The sequence below is a fragment of the Streptomyces sp. NBC_01334 genome (genome assembly GCF_035983595.1).
Taxonomy (GTDB): Bacteria; Actinomycetota; Actinomycetes; order Streptomycetales; family Streptomycetaceae; genus Streptomyces; species Streptomyces coriariae.
On record NZ_CP130718.1, the window covers coordinates 1,943,503 to 1,962,252 of the forward strand.

The 18,750-nt window shown below is 72.1% G+C and carries 17 protein-coding genes; 8 read left to right on the forward strand and 9 right to left on the reverse strand.

Translation table 11 applies throughout. From position 1 onward, the window contains the following. Positions 1-206: 206 nt before the first annotated feature. Together OG736_RS08790 and OG736_RS08795 are read right to left on the reverse strand one after the other, a co-directional pair. On the reverse strand, positions 207-1,628 hold the full coding sequence (locus OG736_RS08790; protein ID WP_267020947.1) for a HEAT repeat domain-containing protein: 1,422 nt from the start codon (positions 1,626-1,628) through the stop codon (positions 207-209). A 323-nt stretch (positions 1,629-1,951) separates the two neighbouring features. Beyond that, positions 1,952-2,344, reverse strand: coding sequence for an ankyrin repeat domain-containing protein (locus OG736_RS08795; protein WP_057606837.1), 393 nt, complete (start codon positions 2,342-2,344; stop codon positions 1,952-1,954). Positions 2,345-2,607: 263 nt separating this feature from the next. Here OG736_RS08795 and OG736_RS08800 point away from each other — a divergent pair, with 263 nt between their 5' ends. After that, positions 2,608-2,802 carry a hypothetical protein gene (locus OG736_RS08800; RefSeq protein ID WP_020128927.1) on the forward strand — a complete coding sequence of 65 codons (195 nt, stop codon included), beginning with the start codon at positions 2,608-2,610 and terminating at the stop codon, positions 2,800-2,802. A gap of 41 nt (positions 2,803-2,843) precedes the next feature. Beyond that, on the forward strand, positions 2,844-4,505 hold the full coding sequence (locus OG736_RS08805) for a hypothetical protein (RefSeq protein WP_327181944.1): 1,662 nt from the start codon (positions 2,844-2,846) through the stop codon (positions 4,503-4,505). A gap of 21 nt (positions 4,506-4,526) precedes the next feature. On the opposite strand, the gene OG736_RS08810 is transcribed toward OG736_RS08805, so the two are convergent. Then, positions 4,527-6,026 carry an SCO1417 family PLP biosynthesis transcription factor gene (locus OG736_RS08810; protein WP_327181945.1) on the reverse strand — a complete coding sequence of 500 codons (1,500 nt, stop codon included), beginning with the start codon at positions 6,024-6,026 and terminating at the stop codon, positions 4,527-4,529. Positions 6,027-6,125: 99 nt separating this feature from the next. Here OG736_RS08810 and yczE point away from each other — a divergent pair, with 99 nt between their 5' ends. The 4 genes from yczE (at position 6,126) to OG736_RS08830 (ending at position 9,664) form a co-directional block, all read left to right on the forward strand. Further along, positions 6,126-6,812 (forward strand): membrane protein YczE, encoded by a 687-nt coding sequence (gene yczE, locus OG736_RS08815; RefSeq protein WP_327181946.1) that lies wholly within the window; start codon positions 6,126-6,128, stop codon positions 6,810-6,812. Between the two features lie 8 nt (positions 6,813-6,820). Next, positions 6,821-7,576, forward strand: a complete 756-nt coding sequence (locus OG736_RS08820; RefSeq protein WP_442817163.1) for a glycerophosphodiester phosphodiesterase family protein — start codon at positions 6,821-6,823, stop codon at positions 7,574-7,576. A gap of 52 nt (positions 7,577-7,628) precedes the next feature. Then, positions 7,629-9,011 (forward strand): MFS transporter, encoded by a 1,383-nt coding sequence (locus OG736_RS08825; protein WP_327181948.1) that lies wholly within the window; start codon positions 7,629-7,631, stop codon positions 9,009-9,011. Positions 9,012-9,289: 278 nt separating this feature from the next. Continuing rightward, a complete protein-coding gene (locus tag OG736_RS08830) occupies positions 9,290-9,664 on the forward strand; it encodes an RNA polymerase-binding protein RbpA (protein WP_020128921.1) in 375 nt (124 codons plus the stop codon). 219 nt (positions 9,665-9,883) lie between these two features. On the opposite strand, the gene fxsA is transcribed toward OG736_RS08830, so the two are convergent. The 4 genes from fxsA to OG736_RS08850 all read right to left on the reverse strand — a co-directional run bounded on the left by fxsA (position 9,884) and on the right by OG736_RS08850 (position 14,036). Beyond that, complete coding sequence (gene fxsA, locus OG736_RS08835) at positions 9,884-10,414, reverse strand: FxsA family membrane protein (protein ID WP_327181950.1); 531 nt, start codon at positions 10,412-10,414, stop codon at positions 9,884-9,886. A 67-nt stretch (positions 10,415-10,481) separates the two neighbouring features. Beyond that, positions 10,482-11,318: a polyprenol monophosphomannose synthase gene (locus OG736_RS08840; RefSeq protein WP_327181951.1), complete on the reverse strand. Its 837-nt coding sequence runs from the start codon at positions 11,316-11,318 to the stop codon at positions 10,482-10,484. 583 nt (positions 11,319-11,901) lie between these two features. After that, on the reverse strand, positions 11,902-13,518 hold the full coding sequence (locus OG736_RS08845; protein ID WP_327181952.1) for an amidohydrolase: 1,617 nt from the start codon (positions 13,516-13,518) through the stop codon (positions 11,902-11,904). 77 nt (positions 13,519-13,595) lie between these two features. Further along, a complete protein-coding gene (locus OG736_RS08850) occupies positions 13,596-14,036 on the reverse strand; it encodes an Lrp/AsnC family transcriptional regulator (RefSeq protein ID WP_020128917.1) in 441 nt (146 codons plus the stop codon). A gap of 277 nt (positions 14,037-14,313) precedes the next feature. Here OG736_RS08850 and OG736_RS08855 point away from each other — a divergent pair, with 277 nt between their 5' ends. Next, positions 14,314-14,775, forward strand: a complete 462-nt coding sequence (locus tag OG736_RS08855; RefSeq protein WP_327181953.1) for a uroporphyrinogen-III synthase — start codon at positions 14,314-14,316, stop codon at positions 14,773-14,775. Between the two features lie 534 nt (positions 14,776-15,309). Here OG736_RS08855 and OG736_RS08860 read toward each other — a convergent pair. Then, positions 15,310-16,485, reverse strand: a complete 1,176-nt coding sequence (locus OG736_RS08860) for an acyl-CoA dehydrogenase family protein (protein WP_327181954.1) — start codon at positions 16,483-16,485, stop codon at positions 15,310-15,312. A gap of 231 nt (positions 16,486-16,716) precedes the next feature. Here OG736_RS08860 and OG736_RS08865 point away from each other — a divergent pair, with 231 nt between their 5' ends. After that, entirely contained in the window at positions 16,717-17,958 is a 1,242-nt protein-coding gene (locus OG736_RS08865) for a glycoside hydrolase family 18 protein (protein ID WP_327181955.1), read from the forward strand. Between the two features lie 80 nt (positions 17,959-18,038). On the opposite strand, the gene OG736_RS08870 is transcribed toward OG736_RS08865, so the two are convergent. Continuing rightward, positions 18,039-18,698 (reverse strand): TetR/AcrR family transcriptional regulator, encoded by a 660-nt coding sequence (locus OG736_RS08870; protein WP_327181956.1) that lies wholly within the window; start codon positions 18,696-18,698, stop codon positions 18,039-18,041. Positions 18,699-18,750: the final 52 nt, after the last annotated feature.

Consider the following 18,750-nt stretch of genomic DNA (forward strand, 5'->3'; position numbering starts at 1 on the left):
CGCCGCCCCGGACGTGGACGCGTCAAAGTGGATCTTTCCGAACGACAAACGTCCCGTGAGCGTTGCGCTGCGCACCCGGTACGTACTCGCTGCGTACCGCGCAGGTCGGACGGCGTCCATGCCGGTCCGCCCGGCGGGCCATCAGGTGTTCATCTGCCGGGCCGGCCGCCGCCAGGCTCCCCACGGGCGGCGGCCTGTCCCGAGCTTCACATCGCGGACGCGGCGTCCGGTCCGATCCGGCTGCGCACGGCCGTCTGGACCTCCGCCTCCTCGGCCGGATCGGCGGCGAGCCGGCGCAGGCGCTCCACGACCCGGGCGTCACCGGTCTCGGCGTGCCGGGCGGCGATCTCGCGGGTGCCCTCCTCACAGTCCCAGAGACACTCGACGGCGAAGCCGGTGGCGTAGGAGGGGTCGGTGGCGGCCAGTGCGCGGGCGCAGCGCCCGCGCAGATGGGACGAGGCCGTCTCGCGGTAGATATGGCGCAGCACGGGTGCCGCGCAGACGATGCCGAGCCGTCCGGCGCCGTCGACGAGGGTCCACAGGCTCGGTGCGTCGCAGCCCTCGCCCCGTACGGCCTCGCGCAGCGCACCGAGGACGAGGTCGCTGTCCTGGGTGCCGCCCCGGCAGGCGAGCATGCGGCCGGCCGCGGTGCCCAGGGGGTCGGGCCGGTGGGCCCAGCCGCGGGCCCGGTCCACGGCGGCGACGCTGCGCATGCGCTCGAAGGCGTCGACGGCGGCCTCGACGACGGGCGTCGAGCCGGTGGCCACGGCCTGTTCGATGAGGAGGAGGGCGTCGGGGTCGTTGAAGTCGGCGAGGTAGCGCAGGGCGGTGCAGCGGGCTCCCTCGGTGCCGTCCTTGGCCGCCTGCACGATCTCGGCGCGGTCCTCGGGCCCGGCCACGGCGGACAGACAGCGGGCGGCGGGGACATGGAGCGCGGCTCCGCGTTCGACGCCCTGCTGGGCCCACTCGAAGACGGCCTGGACGCTCCAGCCGGGGCGGGGTCCGCTCGGACTCATCTGACGTTGCCAGCGGTCGAAACAGCCGGCCTCCTGAGCGGCACGCACGCGCGTGGAGACGTACTCGCGGGGATCCTCGGCCCACAGCCGCCAGGGCCGTGGTTCGAAGGCGTCCCGTACGGCGGCGGCGAGTTCGGCCTCGCCCTCGGTATCGGTGGCGAACCGTGCGAGCACGGGTGCCGCGAGGGCTCGCAGACCGGCGTCGTCGTCCCGCAGGGCGAGTTCGTCGAGGGCCCAGGCCCAGTTGGCTCCTGAGACCGCGTACCGGCGCAGCAGGGCCAGGGCCTCGCGCCTGCCGTAGGAGGCGAGGTGGCCGAGGACGGCCAGGGCCAGGCCCGTGCGGGACTCCTCGGTGTCGAAGGAGTCCTCGACGTCGAAGAGGTGGGCCTCGATCTCGTCCAGCTCACCGTGCAGATCGAGGTAGAGACGGGCGTAGTAGAGGGAGCGGTTCTCCACCTGCCAGTCGTGGCGGGGGTCCCGCAGCACACAGTGGTTCAGCGCCGCGAGCGCCTCGGCTCGCGGAGCGGTGAGCGCGTGCAACGTGCCGTCGCCGCGCCCCCTCTGGAGCAGGCCGAGCAGCGTACCGCTGGGCGCTATGACCGGATCGAACATGGGAAACAGCCTCACATCAAGCGTCGACGCAACCGGGGACGTGCATTACCTGGCCGCGTGACAACACGTCGGGGCGCCCGCCGTTTCCTGCTTGCTGTAGACCATTTTCCTCTGCCTCTCGTCGGTGGCCCATGCGGACCGCGTCACGGCCCGCGCGGTGCGGCAACACCTGCCCAGCCATCGCGTCCGTGAATCACGACGTCATGATGACCCGGCTGTTCTACCTGCCGCGACCGAAATTTCCGGCGGCCTTGTACCGCCTCCCCCGTGGTCGTCGATTTACCTGGTCAGGAACTCTCGTTGACCTGTTCGGAACCGTCGGCTCAGTGCACGCCGAACAGCTCGAGCAGCTCCGCCCTGCCGAACATGCGAGCGGTGTCGACGGCCGACGGGGTCCCCTGGGAGGGGTCGGCGCCGGCCTCCAGCAGGACCTTGATGACGTCCGTCTCACCCTTGAAGGCCGCCCCGGCGAGCGGGGTCTGGCCTCGGTCGTTGATCCGGTCGGCCTCGGCGCCGCGGGCCAGCAGGGCCCGGACCGCGTCGGCATGGCCGTGGTACGCGGCGAGCATCACCAGGGAGTCGCCGCGGTCGTTGGTGAGGTTGGCCGGAACGCCCGCGTCGACGTACGCCACGAGCTCCTCGGTCCGACCCCCGCGGGCCAGATCGAAGATCTTGGTCGCCAGCTCCACGACCTCGGGGTCGGGGCCTTCGCTCATCGGCCGGTCCGCCTCTCCACTCAACCGTTCAGGTGAATCGCCAGCGTACTGGCTCGTCGGAAACATGGCCGGTCCCGTCGGCGGCAAAGATCACGGGCAGACCCGTTCGACGCAACTCTCCTGCTCAGGCAGCGCACCAGGCCTTCCGCCAGCCGGGGGAAATCAGCCGTATTTCACCCAGTTGCACCTTTTATAGTATGGATACATCCTGTGATCCTGGAAGTACTCATGGTGACTGTCCCCCGCGAACCAGGAGAACCCAAATGATCCTGTCCATGTCAGGCGTAGTCCTGCTCGGCATCATCGTCTTCCTCTTCTTCCGCAAGGACGGGCTCAAGGCGTCGCACGCCGTGGTCTCGGCCCTGTTCGGGTTCTACATGGCCAGTACGGCCATCGCCCCGAGCATCAAGGCAGGCGGCGAGAGCCTGGCGAGCCTCCTCGGCGGCATCAAGTTCTGACGCCGCCCGTCCCGTCCGTACGCACCTCACAGGAGACAGCAGTGGCCCGGCGCCCCCTTCCCAGCATCCTGAGCACAGGCAGCGCGCAGATCGCCCGGAGCCGGGAGCTGGCCCGGACGGCGGCCGACAGCGCCACCGATGTCCTCCATCCGCTGATCACGATCACCCGCGGACTGCGCCGGCTGGCCTCGGCCGGGCGGCGCAGGTGGGCCGAGACCCCCAGGGACAAGCGCGGACCGCTGCTGTTCCTGGTGGCCTCGTTGATCCTGGTCGTGGTGCTGGTGCCGTACGGTCCGCTGCTCGCCGGCATCACCCTGATGGCGGCAGCGGCCTGGCAGGGCAGGGACCGCACCCCACCGGCTCCCGACGGCCCCGACGAGTCGCAGATCCAGCGACTCCAGGTGCTGTACGAGGCCCTGGTCCCACACTTCTCGACGGCTGACGACCCCGCTCCCCTCTACGCCCACGGCGGCGACTGGGAGACCGTCTTCCCGACGCAGGAGTTCGACGACTCGGGCCGCGTGGCCCTCCTCGTGATCCGCTACCCCGCGTTCTTCCCGGACGGAGAGGCCGCCCCACGCGCACGGATCGAGCAACTGCTCGCCGCGAAGTCCGGGCGTGGCCGCGAATACCTCTTCGCCTGGGACGAGGAGGGCAACGAACTCACCCTCAGTGTCCTCAGCCCTCTCCCGACCGACTTCGCGGCCCAACGCTTCGTCACCGCCCCCGGCGAGACGGTCCTGGGCTTCACCGATCCCTCCCGGGTCCAGCGCACGCTCCCTCTCGCCCACGGAGAGGACCGGCGCGACGTACCGCCCGTCGTCTGGCGCACCGGCATCCGCTCCACCGAGCCGCACCTGCTGGCGGTCGGTCAGCCCGGCAGCGGCACCTCCACCCTGCTGCGCTCCATCGCCCTCCAGGCCCTCCAGCACGGCGACGTCCTGGTGATCGAGGGCGGCAGCACCGGCGAGTACGCCTGCCTCGCCGGCCGGGACGGCGTCCTGGGCGTCGAGGTCGGACTGGCAGGGGCGCTGGCCGCCCTGGAGTGGGCGGTGCACGAGACGGAGCGCCGGCTCATCGCCGCCAACCGCGCCCGGCAGGCGGGCGACCCGCCGCCGGACGACACCAGACACCCCCTGTGGATCCTTGTGGACCGCCCCACCGCCTTCACCCACCTGGCCGACACGGACGGCCGCAAGGACCCGCAGTCCCTCCTCCAGGTCCCCCTCCGGCACGGCCGCGCGGTCGGGGTCACGGTGGTGGTGGCCGAGCAGTTCGACGCCCTGGACTCGTTGAACGACGCCGCACGGCAGCACACCCGCGCGCGGGTCGCGCTCGGGCCGGCGTCGAAGCAGCAGCTGGAAGCGGTCCTCGGCGCACCCCCGCACACCACGCCCGTCGACCACACGCCGCCGGGACGCGGATACGCCCGGCTCGGTTCGGGGCCGGTGCACCGGCTCCAGGTGCCGGCGACGCCGGACCCGTACGACGACGCTACGAGCGACGCGCATCGGCAGGCGGTGCTGGACCTGCTGCCGCCGCGCTCCACCCCGGCCGACCCGGAGACGATGCCGCCGGCACCGGTCGAGGTCGCGCTCACCAAACCCGTGGACACGGACGCCGAGGCCACGAAGGTCCCGGGTGCCGACGCCGTGGCGGCCGACGCCGTGGGCGCGGAGCAGGTGCCGAGCGCGGGCGGGTGACCGCCCCCGCCGCGCGCCCTTCTACGCGACGAACGTGCGCGGCCCCTCGGCGCCGATCGTCCCCCCGCTCTCCACGATCCTGGCCGCCGCCGCCAGCCGGGCGGCCGCCTCCTCCGCCACCGCGCCTCCCACGGTGAACGGCAGCCGCACATAGCCCTCGAAGGCGCCGTCGACGCCGAACCGCGGTCCGGACGGCACCCGCAGGCCCACCCGCTCCCCCGCCTCGGCTAGTCGTGACCCGGAAAGGCCCCCGGCCCGCACCCACAGCGTCAGCCCGCCCTCGGGCACGGCGAACTCCCACTCCGGAAGCTCCCGGCGCACCGCCGCGACCAGGTCGTCGCGGTTCACCCGGGCCTGGTGGCGGCGCAGCTCGACGGCCTGCTCCCAGCCGCCGGTGCTGAACAGCCAGTTCACCGCCAGCTGCTCGAGCACCGGTGTGCCCAGGTCGGCGTAGGCGCGCGCCGCGACGAGGCTGCGGATGACGTCCGGGGCCGCGCGCACCCAGCCGATGCGCATCCCGGCCCAGAAGGCCTTGCTCGCCGACCCCACCGTGATCACCGTCGAGCCCGCGGGGTCGAAGCCGCACACGGGCCGGGGCATCTCGACACCGTCGTCGAGCCACAGTTCGCTCATGGTCTCGTCGGCGACCAGCACGGTCCCGGCGGAACGGGCCGCCTCCACCAGTTGGCGCCGCTGGTCCTCGTCGGCGAGCGCGCCGGTGGGGTTGTGGAAGTCGGCGACGACATACGCGATACGCGGCGCGGCCTCGCGCAGGACCTGGCGCCAGCGGTCCATGTCCCACCCGGCGAGCCCCTCGGCCATCGCGACGGGCACCAGACGCGCGCCCGCCTCACGCATCAGCTGGAGGATGTTGGCGTAGGAGGGCGACTCGACGGCGATGCGCTCGCCGCGCCCGCCGAACAGATGACAGATGGCGTCGATGGCGCCCATCGCGCCGGTGGTGACCATGATCTGTTCAGGCATCGTCGGGATCCCGCGCGCGGTGTACCGCTCGGCGATCATCGACCGCAGCGCGGGCAGGCCCGCCGGATAGTCGCCGTGCGTGTGGGCGTACGGGGGCAACTCCTCCAGCGCGCCCCGCACCGCGCGGGTGAGCCAGGGCTCGGGCGCCGGCAGCGCCGCGCAGCCCAGGTCGATGATCGAGCCGAGCGCCTCGGGCGGCAGGGGCTCCAGGCCGCGCGCCGGAACCGGGTTGCCGGCCGGGACGGCCGTCCAGCTGCCCGCGCCGCGCCGCGACTCCAGGAACCCTTCGGCGCGCAGCGCCTCGTAGGCGGCGGCGACGGTCGTCCGGCTCACGGACAGGGAGAGGGCCAGTTCACGTTCCGCGGGCAGGCGCGCGGCGACGGGGACGCGGCCTTCCAGCACCAGCAGCCGGATACCGTCGGCGAGCGCCCGGTAGGCCGGCGGCCGTCGCGACCCGGGGCCGGCCGGGCGGTCCTGCTGGGACTTGAGCAGCCGCGCGAGCTGTGCGGCCCCCACCGCCGAGGTCCACTGCGCCATGATTACCAGTCCACCTTCCCCGAATTGGCCATGGATGCCCTGCGCTTCCAAGCCACAGAGTGTCACGGGTCAGGCCACTACGACCACCAGGGGAACCCCTTGTCCGAGCCGCCACCGCAGGAAGCACCCTCGCGGGATCCGCACGGCCACCTCGCCCGCCGGCTGCTCCAGCTGTACGTCGGCCTCGCCCTCTACGGCGCCAGCTCCGCCCTCCTCGTGCGGGCAGGGCTCGGTCTTGAGCCCTGGAACGTGCTGCACCAGGGTCTCGGCGAGCTCACCGGCCTGACGATCGGTGTCGTGTCGATCTTCGTGGGCGCGGCGGTACTGCTGCTGTGGATCCCGCTGCGCCAGCGCCCGGGCCTCGGCACGGTCTCCAACGTCTTCGTCGTCGGCCTCGCGATGGACGGCACGCTCGCGTACGTCCCCGACGCGCACGGGCTCGCCGTGCAGGTGCCGCTGCTGCTGGCGGGGATCGTCCTCAACGGGGCGGCCACCGGTCTCTACATCGCCGCCAGCTTCGGGCCCGGCCCGCGCGACGGGCTGATGACGGGGCTGCACCGGCGTACCGGGCGTTCGATCCGGCTGATGCGGACGGCCGTGGAGGTGGCGGTCGTGGTGACCGGGTTCGCCCTCGGCGGCACCATCGGCGTCGGCACCCTGCTCTACGCGGTGACGATCGGTCCGCTCGCCCAGCTCTTCCTGCGGATGTTCGCCGTTCCCGCTGCACCGGGCGGCAGCACGGTCGTTGCCACCGGGACACCACAGGGAGCCATACTGCGTCCGTGACCAGCCTCATGACCCACCCGTATCTCGACCATCCGGGGCCCATCCCGTTCGCCCACCGCGGTGGGGCCGCGGACGGCCTGGAGAACACCACCGCGCAGTTCCGGCGCGCGGTCGAGGCGGGTTACCGCTATATCGAGACCGACGTGCACGCCACGCGGGACGGCAAGCTCGTCGCCTTCCACGACGCGACGCTGGACCGGATGACCGACGGCGCCGGCCGCATAGCGGACCTCCTCTGGTCGGACATACGGCACGCGCGCGTGGCGGGCAAGGAGCCGGTCCCCCTCTTCGAGGAGCTCCTGGAGACGTTCCCCGAGGTGCGGTGGAACGTCGATCTCAAGGCGGAGCCCGCACTGCACCCGCTGCTCAACCTGATCGCCCGCACGGGCGCGTGGGACCGGGTCTGTGTCGGCTCGTTCTCGGAGGCGCGGGTGGTGCGGGCCCAGCGGCTGGCCGGGCCGCGCCTGGCGACCTCGTACGGCACCCGGGGCGTGCTCAACCTGCGGCTGCGGTCCTGGGGCGTGCCCGCGGCGCTGCGTCGCTCTGCGGTCGCCGCACAGGTGCCCGAGAGCCAGTCGGGCATCCAGGTCGTGGACCGTCGCTTCGTCCGGGCCGCCCACGCGCGCGGGCTCCAGGTGCACGTGTGGACGATCAACGATCCGGATCGGATGCACCGGCTCCTGGACCTCGGGGTCGATGGCATCATGACCGATCACATCGACACGTTGCGCGAGGTCATGGAGGACCGCGGCGTCTGGGTCTGACCTCGGGCCCGTCGCCCGCGCGCGACTGCGGCAGCGGGAAGCGAGGGCACGGGTGGACATCGACACCGTGCGGACGGCGGCGTCCGACGAGGCCGCCGAACGGCGGCGCGAGCAGCGCGGCTGGTACTTCTACGACTGGGCGTGCTCCGTCTACTCGACGAGCGTGCTCACCGTGTTCCTGGGCCCGTACCTGACATCGGTCGCCAAGCGGGCGGCGGACGCCGACGGGTACGTGCATCCGCTGGGCATCCCGGTGCGGGCGGGTTCCTTCTTCGCGTACTCGGTGTCCCTGTCGGTGATCGTGGCCGTGCTGGTGATGCCCCTGGTGGGTGCGGCCGCCGACCGCAGCGGCCGCAAGAAGCCCCTGCTGGGCGCCGCCGCGTATGTGGGCGCCGCGGCCACGACCGGCATGTTCTTCCTGGGCGGCGACCGCTATCTGCTGGGGGGCGCGCTGCTGATCGTGGCGAACGCGGCCCAGTCCGTGGCGATGATGCTCTACAACTCCTACCTGCCGCAGATCGCCCCGCCCGAGGAACGCGACGCGGTCTCCTCCCGGGGGTGGGCCTTCGGCTATGCGGCGGGCTCGCTGGTCCTGGTCGTCAACCTGGTGCTCTACCTCGCCCACGACTCCTTCGGCGTCTCCGAGTCGATGGCGGTGCGGATCTGCCTGGCCTCGGCCGGCCTGTGGTGGGGCGGCTTCACGCTGATCCCGCTGCTGCGGCTGCGCGACCGGCCGACCGCGGCCCGGGAGGCCGCCGCTCGGACGGATCCGACGGGCCGGACGGCCCGCACGGCTCCTGGACTGCGTCAGCTCGCGGCGACGGTCCGCGACATGCGCCGCCACCCGCTGACCCTCTCCTTCCTCCTCGCGTACCTGATCTACAACGACGGCATCCAGACCGTGATCTCCCAGGCCTCGGTCTACGGTTCCGAGGAGCTCGGGCTCGGCCAGTCCACGCTGATCGGCGCCGTCCTGCTGGTGCAGGTGCTGGCCGTCGCGGGCGCGCTGGGCATGGGGCGGCTGGCCCGGACGTACGGCGCGAAGCGCACGATCCTCGGCTCACTCGCGGCCTGGACGCTCACCCTGGGAACCGGCTACTTCCTGCCGGCCGGGGCGCCGGTCGGTTTCTTCCTGCTGGCGGCCGCGATCGGCCTGGTCCTCGGCGGCAGCCAGGCACTGTCCCGCTCCCTCTTCTCCCATCTGGTCCCGCCCGGCAAGGAGGCCGAGTACTTCTCGGCGTACGAGATGAGCGACCGTGGCATGAGCTGGCTCGGCCCGCTCCTCTTCGGGGTCACCTACCAGCTGACCGGGAGCTACCGGGACGCGATCATCTCGCTGGTGGTCTTCTTCCTCGTGGGCTTCCTGCTGCTCGTTCGGGTGCCGGTACGGCAGGCGATCGGCGACGCGGGGAACCCGGTGCCCGAGAAGATTTAGCACTCAAGGCGAAAGGGCGGTAGTGTACGCGTTTGGCCTGCCAGGCGTACCGTTACTGCGCGTCAAAGATGCCGAAACGCTGGGTGACATCTCCTTTCAGATGTGACAAACCGGGCGCCGGTGGGTACTGCACTGGTTGACAAGACCGCGGCTACGACGGCGACGCATGACCCGGAACGGGACTCCGAACGGGAATCTTTACCGCCGACCGGACGTTGACCGGATGACGACGACAGCGACACCTGTCCTGTGGGCGACAAGCCCGGGAGGCACGATTCATGAGTGAGCGAGCTCTTCGCGGCACGCGCCTCGTGGTGACCAGCTACGAGACGGACCGCGGCATCGACCTGGCCCCGCGCCAGGCCGTGGAGTACGCATGCGAGAAGGGGCACCGGTTTGAGATGCCCTTCTCGGTCGAGGCGGAGATTCCGCCGGAGTGGGAGTGCAAGGTCTGTGGAGCCCCTGCACTCCTCGTGGACGGCGACGGCCCTGAGGAGAAGAAGGCCAAGCCCGCGCGTACGCATTGGGACATGCTGATGGAGCGGCGGACCCGCGAGGAACTCGAAGAGGTCCTCGAGGAGCGGCTCGCCGTTCTGCGGTCCGGGGCGATGAACCTTGCGGTACATCCCCGCGACAGCCGTAAAAGCGCATAGCCCTACGGGGTTGTGACCAGCTTCACAGCGCACGACAACGACCGCGGGCGCCGTACGTGACATACGTACGGCGCCCGCGGTCGTCGTGCTGCCCGCTGCGATATCGCGCTGCCCGCTGCGTGACGAGTGAGGGCGATCGGCTCTCGGGCCCCCAGGGGTGGCCCGATCGATGGGCCGATCAGGCCCTGTGGCTCACACCGGCCGATCAGGCCCCGTGGCTCACTGCTCGTCCCTGATGACCTCGCCCTGCACCACCTTGCCGTCCGGGCGGTGGATGCGGGCCTGCTGGAACGCGTCCCCCAGGGTGCCGGGCATGGCCGCGGACGCCCTCAGCTTGCGCTCCCCGTAGCCGCTGACCGCCTTCTGGACCGGCGGGAGCAGCAGGAGCAGGCCGATCGCGTCGGACGCCAGGCCCGGGATCATCAGGAACAGACCGCCGAGCATCATGAGGCCGTTGCCGCCGGCCCGGTCGGAGGAGGCCGTACCGCGCTGGAGGGCCTCGTTCAGGTTCCGGAAGGCCCGGCGGCCCGCCCGCTTGATGACCACGGCACCCAGGACGAACCCGGCGGCCAGGAGCAGGAGGACCACCAGCCCGCTCGTGGCGCCCGCGACCACGGTCAGCAGCCAGATCTCCAGCACCAGCCACGCGGCCAGCGCCAGCGGCAGGAACGTCCGCAGGCGGGAGCGACGGGGCTGGGCCGGGGGCCGTGCGGGTGTCTGGTACGCGGGGGTCGGAGAGCCAGTCGTCATGCACCCAGTGTGCCCGGAACAGGCTCAGAGCGGCATAAGGGGAGGATCAGCCGTCGCTGTGAGACTCTCAGCCGTCGCCGCGAGACGTGGCGGGCGCCTGCGGGCGCTCCGGACGGTCGGCGCTCCGGCCCGTGATCTTGCCGACCCGCTCCCCCACACCCCAGGCCGTGACCCGCCACAGCGCCTCGACGAGGATGTCCCGGCTCATCTTGGAGTCGCCGTGCTCCCGCTCGACGAAGGTGATGGGGACCTCGATGACGTGGAAGCCGGCCTTGACGGCCCGGCGGGCGAGGTCGACCTGGAAGCAGTACCCCTGGGAGGCGACCGCCTCCAGGCCGAGGCCCTCCAGCGTCTCGCGGCGGAAGGCGCGGTAGCCGCCGGTGATGTCACGCAGCGGGAGGTCGAGGGCGAGGCGGGAGTAGAGGCTGCCGCCGCGGGAGATGACCTCACGGGACTTGGGCCAGTTGACCACCCGGCCGCCCGGCACCCAGCGGGAGCCCAGGACCAGATCGGCGCCCTTGAGCGCGGTGAGCAGGCGGGGCAGTTCCTCGGGCTGGTGGGAGCCGTCGGCGTCCATCTCGATCAGCACGCCGTAGCCGTTCGCCAGGCCCCAGCGGAAGCCCGCGAGATAGGCGGCGCCGAGGCCCTCCTTGCCCTTGCGGTGCAGGACCTGGACCTGGTCGTCACCGACGGCCAGCTCGTCGGCGAGCTTGCCGGTGCCGTCTGGGCTGTTGTCGTCGGCCACGAGGACGTGAGCCTCGGGGACGGCCTCGCGCACCCGGCCGACGATGGTCTTGATGTTCTCCGCCTCGTTGTAGGTCGGGATGATCACCAAGGCCGTGCCGAGCGGACCGAACTGCCTTCCCCGGTCCTGTGCCGCGAGGGTCCCGTCGCCGTCGTTCACTACTGCCCCTTCAAGTCCGTACGCAGAGGACCACCATAGTGGCCGCCGCCTGCGGTGACGTGACAGGACGTACGAACGGTGGTGTCGAACCCGCGAGAGCGGGGTAGGAACGTACCTTTGGGCTTGTATGTACGCACCTGCCCCCGTGGGGGTGGGCGCAAGCGGGGGAAACGGGCCTGCTGCGGATGGGGGCCCGGCGCTCTTCGGGCCGGCCCGGGACCCGCTGGCTGCGGGTCGACCGAAAGCCGTTGTCTACTGAGCGCCCGGGCCCCATCCGGGTCACACCTCCCCGACCGGTCGGAACGTTCCCTCGATGCGGCGCGGGCGCTGAGCCTGGCTGCCAGTGGCGGTGCGCCGGTGCGGCTCACCGTCCCTGACCCAGCGGCGCCGCGGCGAGTGCGCGGGCGTTCCCCGGGCGGGGCGTCCGGTGGTGGACTCCGCCGAACCTACCGGCCCCCCGCCATCGGCTGTCAACAGCGGCTTGACCTGCGGATCTTCCGTCAATGCCCAGGTCAGCGCGGAGAAGACACCGGGCGTATGTCGGCGGGCGGACGGGTGATCTTCCCCGGGCCGACCCGGGAGATCACTCGCTCGGCCGCAGGAACACGGTCCGGCCGCCCACCACCGTACGCAGGCACACCGGGAGTTCGGTGCCGGGGGTCAGATCCGGCAGTCCGGGGGTTCCGGAGCGGGGGTCGGTGGACCAGCGGGCGACCCGGTCGTCGGGGGCCTGGACGACCAGTTCCTCGGTGCGCCAGACCGCGTAGTCGGCGGGTGCGCCCGGGACCAGGACGCCCGCGTCGTCCCGGCCGATCGCGCGCCAGCCGCCGCGCGTGTGGGCCGTGAACGCGGCGCGGGCGGACACCCGGTGCTCGGGGGTGCGGTGGAAGGCGGCGGCGCGGACCGTGCCCCAGGGGTCGAGGGGGGTGACCGGGCTGTCCGAGCCGAAGGCGAGCGGCACACCCGCGCGCAGCAGGGCCGCGAAGGGGTTCAGGGTGCGCGCCCGCTCGACGCCCAGACGCTGGGCGTACATGCCCTCCTCGCCACCCCACAGGGCGTCGAAGGCGGGCTGGACGGAGGCGGTGAGGCCCAGTTCGGCGAAGGCGGCGACCGTCTCGGGCGTGAGCATCTCGGCGTGCTCGACGCGGTGGCGGGCGGCGCGGATCCGGGCGAGGCCGACCTTCTCCGCGGCGGCGCGCACACCCTCGACGACGACGGTCACGGCGGCGTCGCCGATGGCGTGGAAGCCCGCCTGGAGGCCGGCCTCGGTGCAGTCCGTCACGTGCGCGGCGACCTCGGCGGCGCTCAGGTAGCCGGTGCCGGTGTGGTCGGCGTCCGTGTAGGCGGCGTGCAGACAGGCGGTGTGGGAGCCGAGGGCGCCGTCGACGAACAGGTCTCCGGCGGCGCCGAGCGCGCCCAGCTGCCGGGCCTTCTCGACGTCCCGCTCGGCCCAGTAGCCGACGACCCGGGGGCCGGGCTCCGCGGCGGCGAGCCGCAGCAGGTCCGTGAAGTCGTCCTCGGACGAGATCTCGGGTCCCGCGCACTCGTGGACCGAGCCGATACCGAGGGAGGCGGCGTGCGCGAGGGCGGCCCGCTGGGCCTCGGCGCGCTGGGCGGGCGTCACGGCTGCGAACGCGGCGGCGCGGACGGCGTGGTGGGCGTCGCGGGTGAGTGGCGCGCCGTCCGCGAAGCCCGGCTCGGTGCGGGCCCCGGGCGCCAGTTCCAGCAGGGCGGTGGTGACCACGGCGGAGTGGACGTCGATCCGGCTGAGGTAGAGCGGTCGGCCGCCGGTCGCCTCGTCCAGCTCCTCCCGTCGGAGCGGGCGGCCCTCGGGCCAGCGGGAGGCGTCCCAACCGTGCCCGAGCAGCACCTTGTCCTGTGGACGGGCCACCGCGAAGGCCCGTACGAGGGCGAGGGCGGCCGTCAGGGAGGGGGCGGTGGAGAGGTCGAGACCGGTGAGCGCGAGGCCGGTGGACGTGGTGTGCACATGGGCGTCGGTGAAGGCGGGGGTGACCAGGGCGCCGTCCAGGTCGACCACCTCGTCGACGCCGTCGGCGAATGCGTCGGCGGCGCCTTCGGAGCCGACCCAGGCGACCTGGCCGCGTTCGACGACCATCGCGGTCGCGAACGGATCGGCGGGGCTGTGTACCTCTCCTCGGCGGAGCAGGACGGTCTTGGGCTCGGCGGTGCGCTCACTCATGGGGAACAGTCTCGCGCCTCGCCTCGGCCGCTCGGCACGGGGACCCCTCGGATCCGTTCGGATGCCCTCGGATCCGCTCAGATGCGGGGTGGCCGGGCCTCGTACGGGGTGGACAGCACGACCGTCGTGCGCGTCGACACGCCGGCGAGCGCCCGGAGCCGCCCGAGCAGCTCCTCCAGCTCGTGCGGAGTGGCCACGCGCACCTTGAGGATGTAGTTCTCGTCACCGGCCACGCTGTGGCAGGCCTCGATCTCCGGCACGCCGGCCAGCCGCTCGGCGATGTCGTCGGGAGCGCTGGGGTCGAACGGTTTCACCGAGATGAAGGCGGTCAGGGGCAGCCCGATGGCTTCGGAGTCGACGACGGCCGCGTATCCGCGGATGACGCCGCGCTGTTCCAGCCGGCGCACCCGTTGGTGCACCGCCGAGGTGGACAGGCCCGTGGCCTTGCCCAGATCGGTGTAACTCATCCGCCCGTCCTTGACGAGCAGCTGCACGATTTGTCGGTCCAGCTCCTCCATGACGCAAGAACTTACCGTGCGCGCGATCTCCGCGTATACCTATGCAGCCCAGGTCATAGCCGGTTTGTGATGTGGCCGAGAGTCGACGGCGGCAGGGTGCGGGGCCTTCGGGGGCTCGACCGACCCTCGAGGCATCTGCAAGCGGCATGTGACGAATGCCACAGCACTCCCCAACTCTTCGTGATGTCCTCGTGATTACCGCCGAGACGGGGCGGGAAGTGCTTGCTGTGGTCGAGGCCGCAGTGCCTTCACGGCCCAGCCCGAGGGGGAGAATCCCATGCAGAGTCTTAAGCGCCCTGGTCGCACCGCGCCCAAGCGGCTCCAGCCCGTCGTCGAGCCCGAGCCGGAGGGTGTCGAACCCGACGCGGACTGCTCCGACAGCTTCGACGTCGACGACGCCGATCACTTCGACGCGTACGACACCTTCGAGATGTACCGGGTGATCTGCCCGGACTGTGCGCAGCCCATCGCGCTGCTGGCGGACGAGGAGGTCCTGCCGGAGCACGCGCTGTGCGCCTCGCCGTGGAACCCCTTCGGGCTGACGGTCTGTGCCGGGACGGGACGGGGGGCCTCCGAGGCCCGGCCCGCGGACGAGTCCGTGGAGCCCCAGGAGCAGGACACCGCACTCCTGTTGACGCTCCCTCAGGGACTGGACTGGCGTACCCAGCCCTTCTCGCACGTCGGCGGCCCGGGCTCGCGCCCGATGCGCGTTCCGACGATGCGCCGCCTGGCCGCCTGAGCGCCGCTTCCGCGCCCGTCTCACCGGCTCGACTCGCGTAGCTGCCCTGCACCATGGCCGGCAGGTCGTGGTGCAGGATCAGTGCGTCCGGAGCGACCGGGAGGCCGGCGCGGGCGAAGGGCACCTGCCGGTGGGGCGGCGCGCGGCGGCGCTCGGCAAACTCGCTGCTCCGTAAGGAATCTGACGGGTCGCCGGTTTCGCCGGACCGACCGGGCACGCGTCGAGCCGATACCGGGGGCACCCCCCGAACTCACGCTCGACCATGCCTGCCGGTGACCTGTCCGGTGGCTTCGCGTTGCCCTGGTATGACCCCCACCCAGTCAGTTGCGCCCGGGCGTCACCGCCAGCTCTTCGTCCCCGCGCGTCCGGAACCCGTCCGGGCAGAATCGCTTCCGCTGGCCCCGCCGCCCCCGCAGGACCCGCCCATCTACCGTGACCTCCTGCGCACCTGGGCCGACCGGGGCCGCACCCTGCCGGGGCGCCACGACCCGGAGTGGGTACGATTGGCGGCCCCGCAGGTGCGGCCGGGGCAGTTCAGCGGGTTTCCGGACCCAGCAGGTGACGGGCGATGACCATCCGCTGGATCTGGTTCGTGCCCTCGACGATCTGCAGGACCTTGGCCTCGCGCAGGTAGCGCTCGACGGGGAAGTCGGCGGTGTAGCCGTACCCACCGAGGATCTGGACGGCGTCGATGGTGACCTGCATGGCCGCGTCGGTGCAGTGGAGTTTGGCCATCGCCGCCTGCCTGCCGAACGGCCGTCCGGCGTCTCTTTGCCGCGCGGCCGCGAGGTACAGCGCCCGGCCCGCCTCGATCCGGGTCGCCATGTCGGCGAGCAGGAAGCGCAGGCCCTGGAAGTCGGCGATCGGGTGCCCGAACTGTCGTCGCTGCCTCGCCCAGCCGACGGCCTCGTCGAGGGCCGCCTGGGCGAGGCCGACCGCGCAGGCCGCGATACCGAGCCGCCCCGAGTCCAGCGCGGCCAGGGCGATCGCGAAACCCTGGCCCTCGTCGCCGATCCGCCGGGTGTCGGGGATCCGTACCCCGTCCAGGTGCACCTGTGCGGTGGGTGACCCCTTCAGCCCCATCTTGCGCTCGGGGGCCGCGACGCTCAGTCCCGCGGCGTCACCGGGCACCAGGAACGCGGTGATCCCCGACGCGCCCGCGCCGCCGGTCCTGGCCAGGACGGTGTAGAAGTCGGCGACCCCGGCGTGGGTGATCCAGGCCTTGGTGCCGGTGATCACCCAGCCCCCGCCGCTCTCCCGCACGGCCCTGGTCCGCAGCGAGGCCGCGTCCGACCCGGAGGACGGCTCGGAGAGGCAGTACGCGCCGAGCTGCCCGCCGCCGAGCATGGCGGACAGGTGCTCGGCCCGCTGCGCGTCCGTGCCGTGGGCGGCGAGCGCGTAGGAGGCCAGCGTGTGGACGCTGACGCCCAGCCCCACGGTGAGGCGGGCCGCGGCGAGCTCCTCGACGACCTGGAGATACACCTCGTAGGGCTGGTCGCCGCCACCGTGCGCGGAGTCGTACGGCAGACCGAGCAGCCCCGACGCGGACAGCAGGGTGAACAGTTCACGCGGGAAGCGCCCGGCGTCCTCCTCCTCGGCAGCGGCCGGTGCGATCTCGCGCCGGGCGATGTCACGCACCAGCGTCATGAGTTCCCGGGCTTCGGCCGTGGGCAGGGAACGGTCCACCGGGGACGGCGCGCGGTCGGGCATGGCGACTTCCTCCTCCCGGACTGACCAGCGGCTTCGCGCTGTGAGTATGCCCGCGGGACACCGCCGCCGCACGGGCGGACCGCCGGAGGGACGCCAGGACGGGCGGTCGGCCGATTGGTCCGAACCATTGACCGAAGTGGTCTAGTCCTCCTACCGTTTCGCTCCAACGCTTCCCCGCGTTCATGCCAATCGGCGTGCGATCCCCTCCCTGTCCCTGCGAGGAGACACCCGATGCACACCCCGCTCCGCCCCCGCGCCCGGTTCCGGACGCTGCTGTCCGCCGTCTGTTGCGCCGCGCTCGGCGCCGCCCTGCTCGCCGGCGCGGGCACCGCCACCGCCGACGAACCCCGCCCCGCCGAGGCCCGCGCGAACGGCTCCAAAGTCGTGGGCTACTTCACCGACTGGGGCATCTACGACCGCCAGTACTACGTCAGGAACATCGAGACGTCCGGCTCCGCGGACCGGCTCACCCACATCAACTACGCCTTCGGCAACGTCACCGACGGCAAGTGCGCCCTGGGCGACTCCTGGGCGGACACCGACCGGCCGTTCACCGCCGAGGAGTCCGTGGACGGCGTCGCCGACACGGCGGACCAGCCGCTCGGCGGCAACTTCAACCAGCTGCGCAAGCTCAAGAAGCTGCACCCGAAGCTCAAGGTCATCTGGTCGTTCGGCGGTTGGAGCTGGTCGGGCGGGTTCGGCGAGGCGGCCAAGGACCCGGCGGCTTTCGCCAGGTCCTGCCACGACCTGGTCGAGAACTCACGGTGGGCGGACGTCTTCGACGGCATCGACATCGACTGGGAGTACCCGAACGCCTGCGGCCTCACCTGCGACACCAGCGGCCGCGAGGCCTTCCGGGACGTCATGAAGGCGCTGCGCGCCGAGTTCGGCAAGCGCGAGCTGATCACGGCGGCGATCACGGCGGACGCGACCGGCGGCGGCAAGATCGACGCGGCGGACTACGGGGGCGCGGCGCGGTACGTCGACTGGTACAACCCGATGACGTACGACTACTTCGGCGCATGGGCGGCCACCGGCCCCACGGCACCGCACTCGCCGCTGACCTCGTACCCGGGCATCCCGCAGCAGGGCTATGACACCGCCGCCACGATCGCCAAGCTCAAGCGCCTGGGCATCCCGTCACGGAAGCTGCTGCTCGGTATCGGCTTCTACGGGCGCGGCTGGACCGGCGTCACCCAGGCGAAGCCGGGCTGCACGGCCACCGGTCCCGCGGCGGGGACGTACGAGGACGGCAACGAGGACTACAAGGTCCTCAAGGCCAAGTGCCCGGCGACCGGCACCGTCGGCGGCACCGCCTACGCCAAGTGCGGGAACGACTGGTGGAGTTACGACACCCCCGCGACCATCGCGACGAAGATGAAGTACAAGTCCCGGCAGGGGCTGGGCGGCACGTTCTTCTGGGAGCTGAGCGGGGACACGGCCGACGGTGAGCTGATCCACGCGATCAAATAGCCCGGTCGACGGGGCACTTGGGGCGGAGGACCACGAGCCTCCGCCCCCGGTGCGTCCGCCTCGCGCCTCCGCCTCGTGCGTCAGTCCTCGCGGCGGGCCGGCTTCGGCGCGGCGAAGGCCGGGTCGAGCTCCTCGATGGCGCGCAGGCAGCCACCCAGGGTCTTCACCAGCAGATCCCCCATGATCTCGCGGGAGAGTTCGGGGCGGGCGAGCCACTCCAGGGTGGCGCCCTCGACGCTGCACACCCAGGCGAGCAGGCCCATGCGGGGCAGTGCCGGGATGTCGCTGCTGCCGTACGCGCCCTCGGCGATGGTCGCCACGATCGCCGCGCGCACGCCGTCCCGGATGGCGTGCACCTCGGTGTCGAAGCCGACGCCGCCGCTGACGATCGTGCGGTAGGCGGCCGTGTTGTGCTCGGCGTAGCGCAGATAGCTGTCGATGGTGCGGTGCACCCGGTCCACCTGGGGCAGTTCGAGACCGCTCGCCGCGAAGGTGACCAGATCGGCGACGGAGTCCTGGATGATCGCCAGGTAGTAGCCGCGCTTGGACTGGAAGTAGTAGTAGATCAGCCCCTTGGCGACATGCGCCTGCCGGGCGATGTCGTCCATCGAGAGCGCGTCGTAGGACGTGTCGGCGAACAACTTCCGCCCGATGGAGATGAGTTCGGCGCGGCGCGCCAGGGAGCGCTCGGTGCCGCGTGCCCGGGGACGGGTGACTTCGCGCTGTTCACTGATATTCAATGTCGACCCTGGTCTCGGGCGGTCGGCGGGACATCCGCAGTATGTCAGGTCA

What these genes read in the sequence shown, in the direction of transcription:
- fxsA (WP_327181950.1), bottom strand. Translation starts at nt 10,414, where the DNA reads ATGACGACTGGCTCTCCGACCCCCGCGTACCAGACACCCGCACGGCCC.
- OG736_RS08820 (WP_442817163.1), top strand. Translation starts at nt 6,821, where the DNA reads ATGACCCACCCGTATCTCGACCATCCGGGGCCCATCCCGTTCGCCCAC.
- OG736_RS08810 (WP_327181945.1), bottom strand. Translation starts at nt 6,026, where the DNA reads ATGGCGCAGTGGACCTCGGCGGTGGGGGCCGCACAGCTCGCGCGGCTG.
- OG736_RS08850 (WP_020128917.1), bottom strand. Translation starts at nt 14,036, where the DNA reads ATGGAGGAGCTGGACCGACAAATCGTGCAGCTGCTCGTCAAGGACGGG.
- OG736_RS08795 (WP_057606837.1), bottom strand. Translation starts at nt 2,344, where the DNA reads ATGAGCGAAGGCCCCGACCCCGAGGTCGTGGAGCTGGCGACCAAGATC.
- OG736_RS08845 (WP_327181952.1), bottom strand. Translation starts at nt 13,518, where the DNA reads ATGAGTGAGCGCACCGCCGAGCCCAAGACCGTCCTGCTCCGCCGAGGA.
- OG736_RS08830 (WP_020128921.1), top strand. Translation starts at nt 9,290, where the DNA reads ATGAGTGAGCGAGCTCTTCGCGGCACGCGCCTCGTGGTGACCAGCTAC.
- OG736_RS08790 (WP_267020947.1), bottom strand. Translation starts at nt 1,628, where the DNA reads ATGTTCGATCCGGTCATAGCGCCCAGCGGTACGCTGCTCGGCCTGCTC.
- OG736_RS08855 (WP_327181953.1), top strand. Translation starts at nt 14,314, where the DNA reads ATGCAGAGTCTTAAGCGCCCTGGTCGCACCGCGCCCAAGCGGCTCCAG.
- OG736_RS08800 (WP_020128927.1), top strand. Translation starts at nt 2,608, where the DNA reads ATGATCCTGTCCATGTCAGGCGTAGTCCTGCTCGGCATCATCGTCTTC.
- OG736_RS08865 (WP_327181955.1), top strand. Translation starts at nt 16,717, where the DNA reads ATGCACACCCCGCTCCGCCCCCGCGCCCGGTTCCGGACGCTGCTGTCC.
- OG736_RS08860 (WP_327181954.1), bottom strand. Translation starts at nt 16,485, where the DNA reads ATGCCCGACCGCGCGCCGTCCCCGGTGGACCGTTCCCTGCCCACGGCC.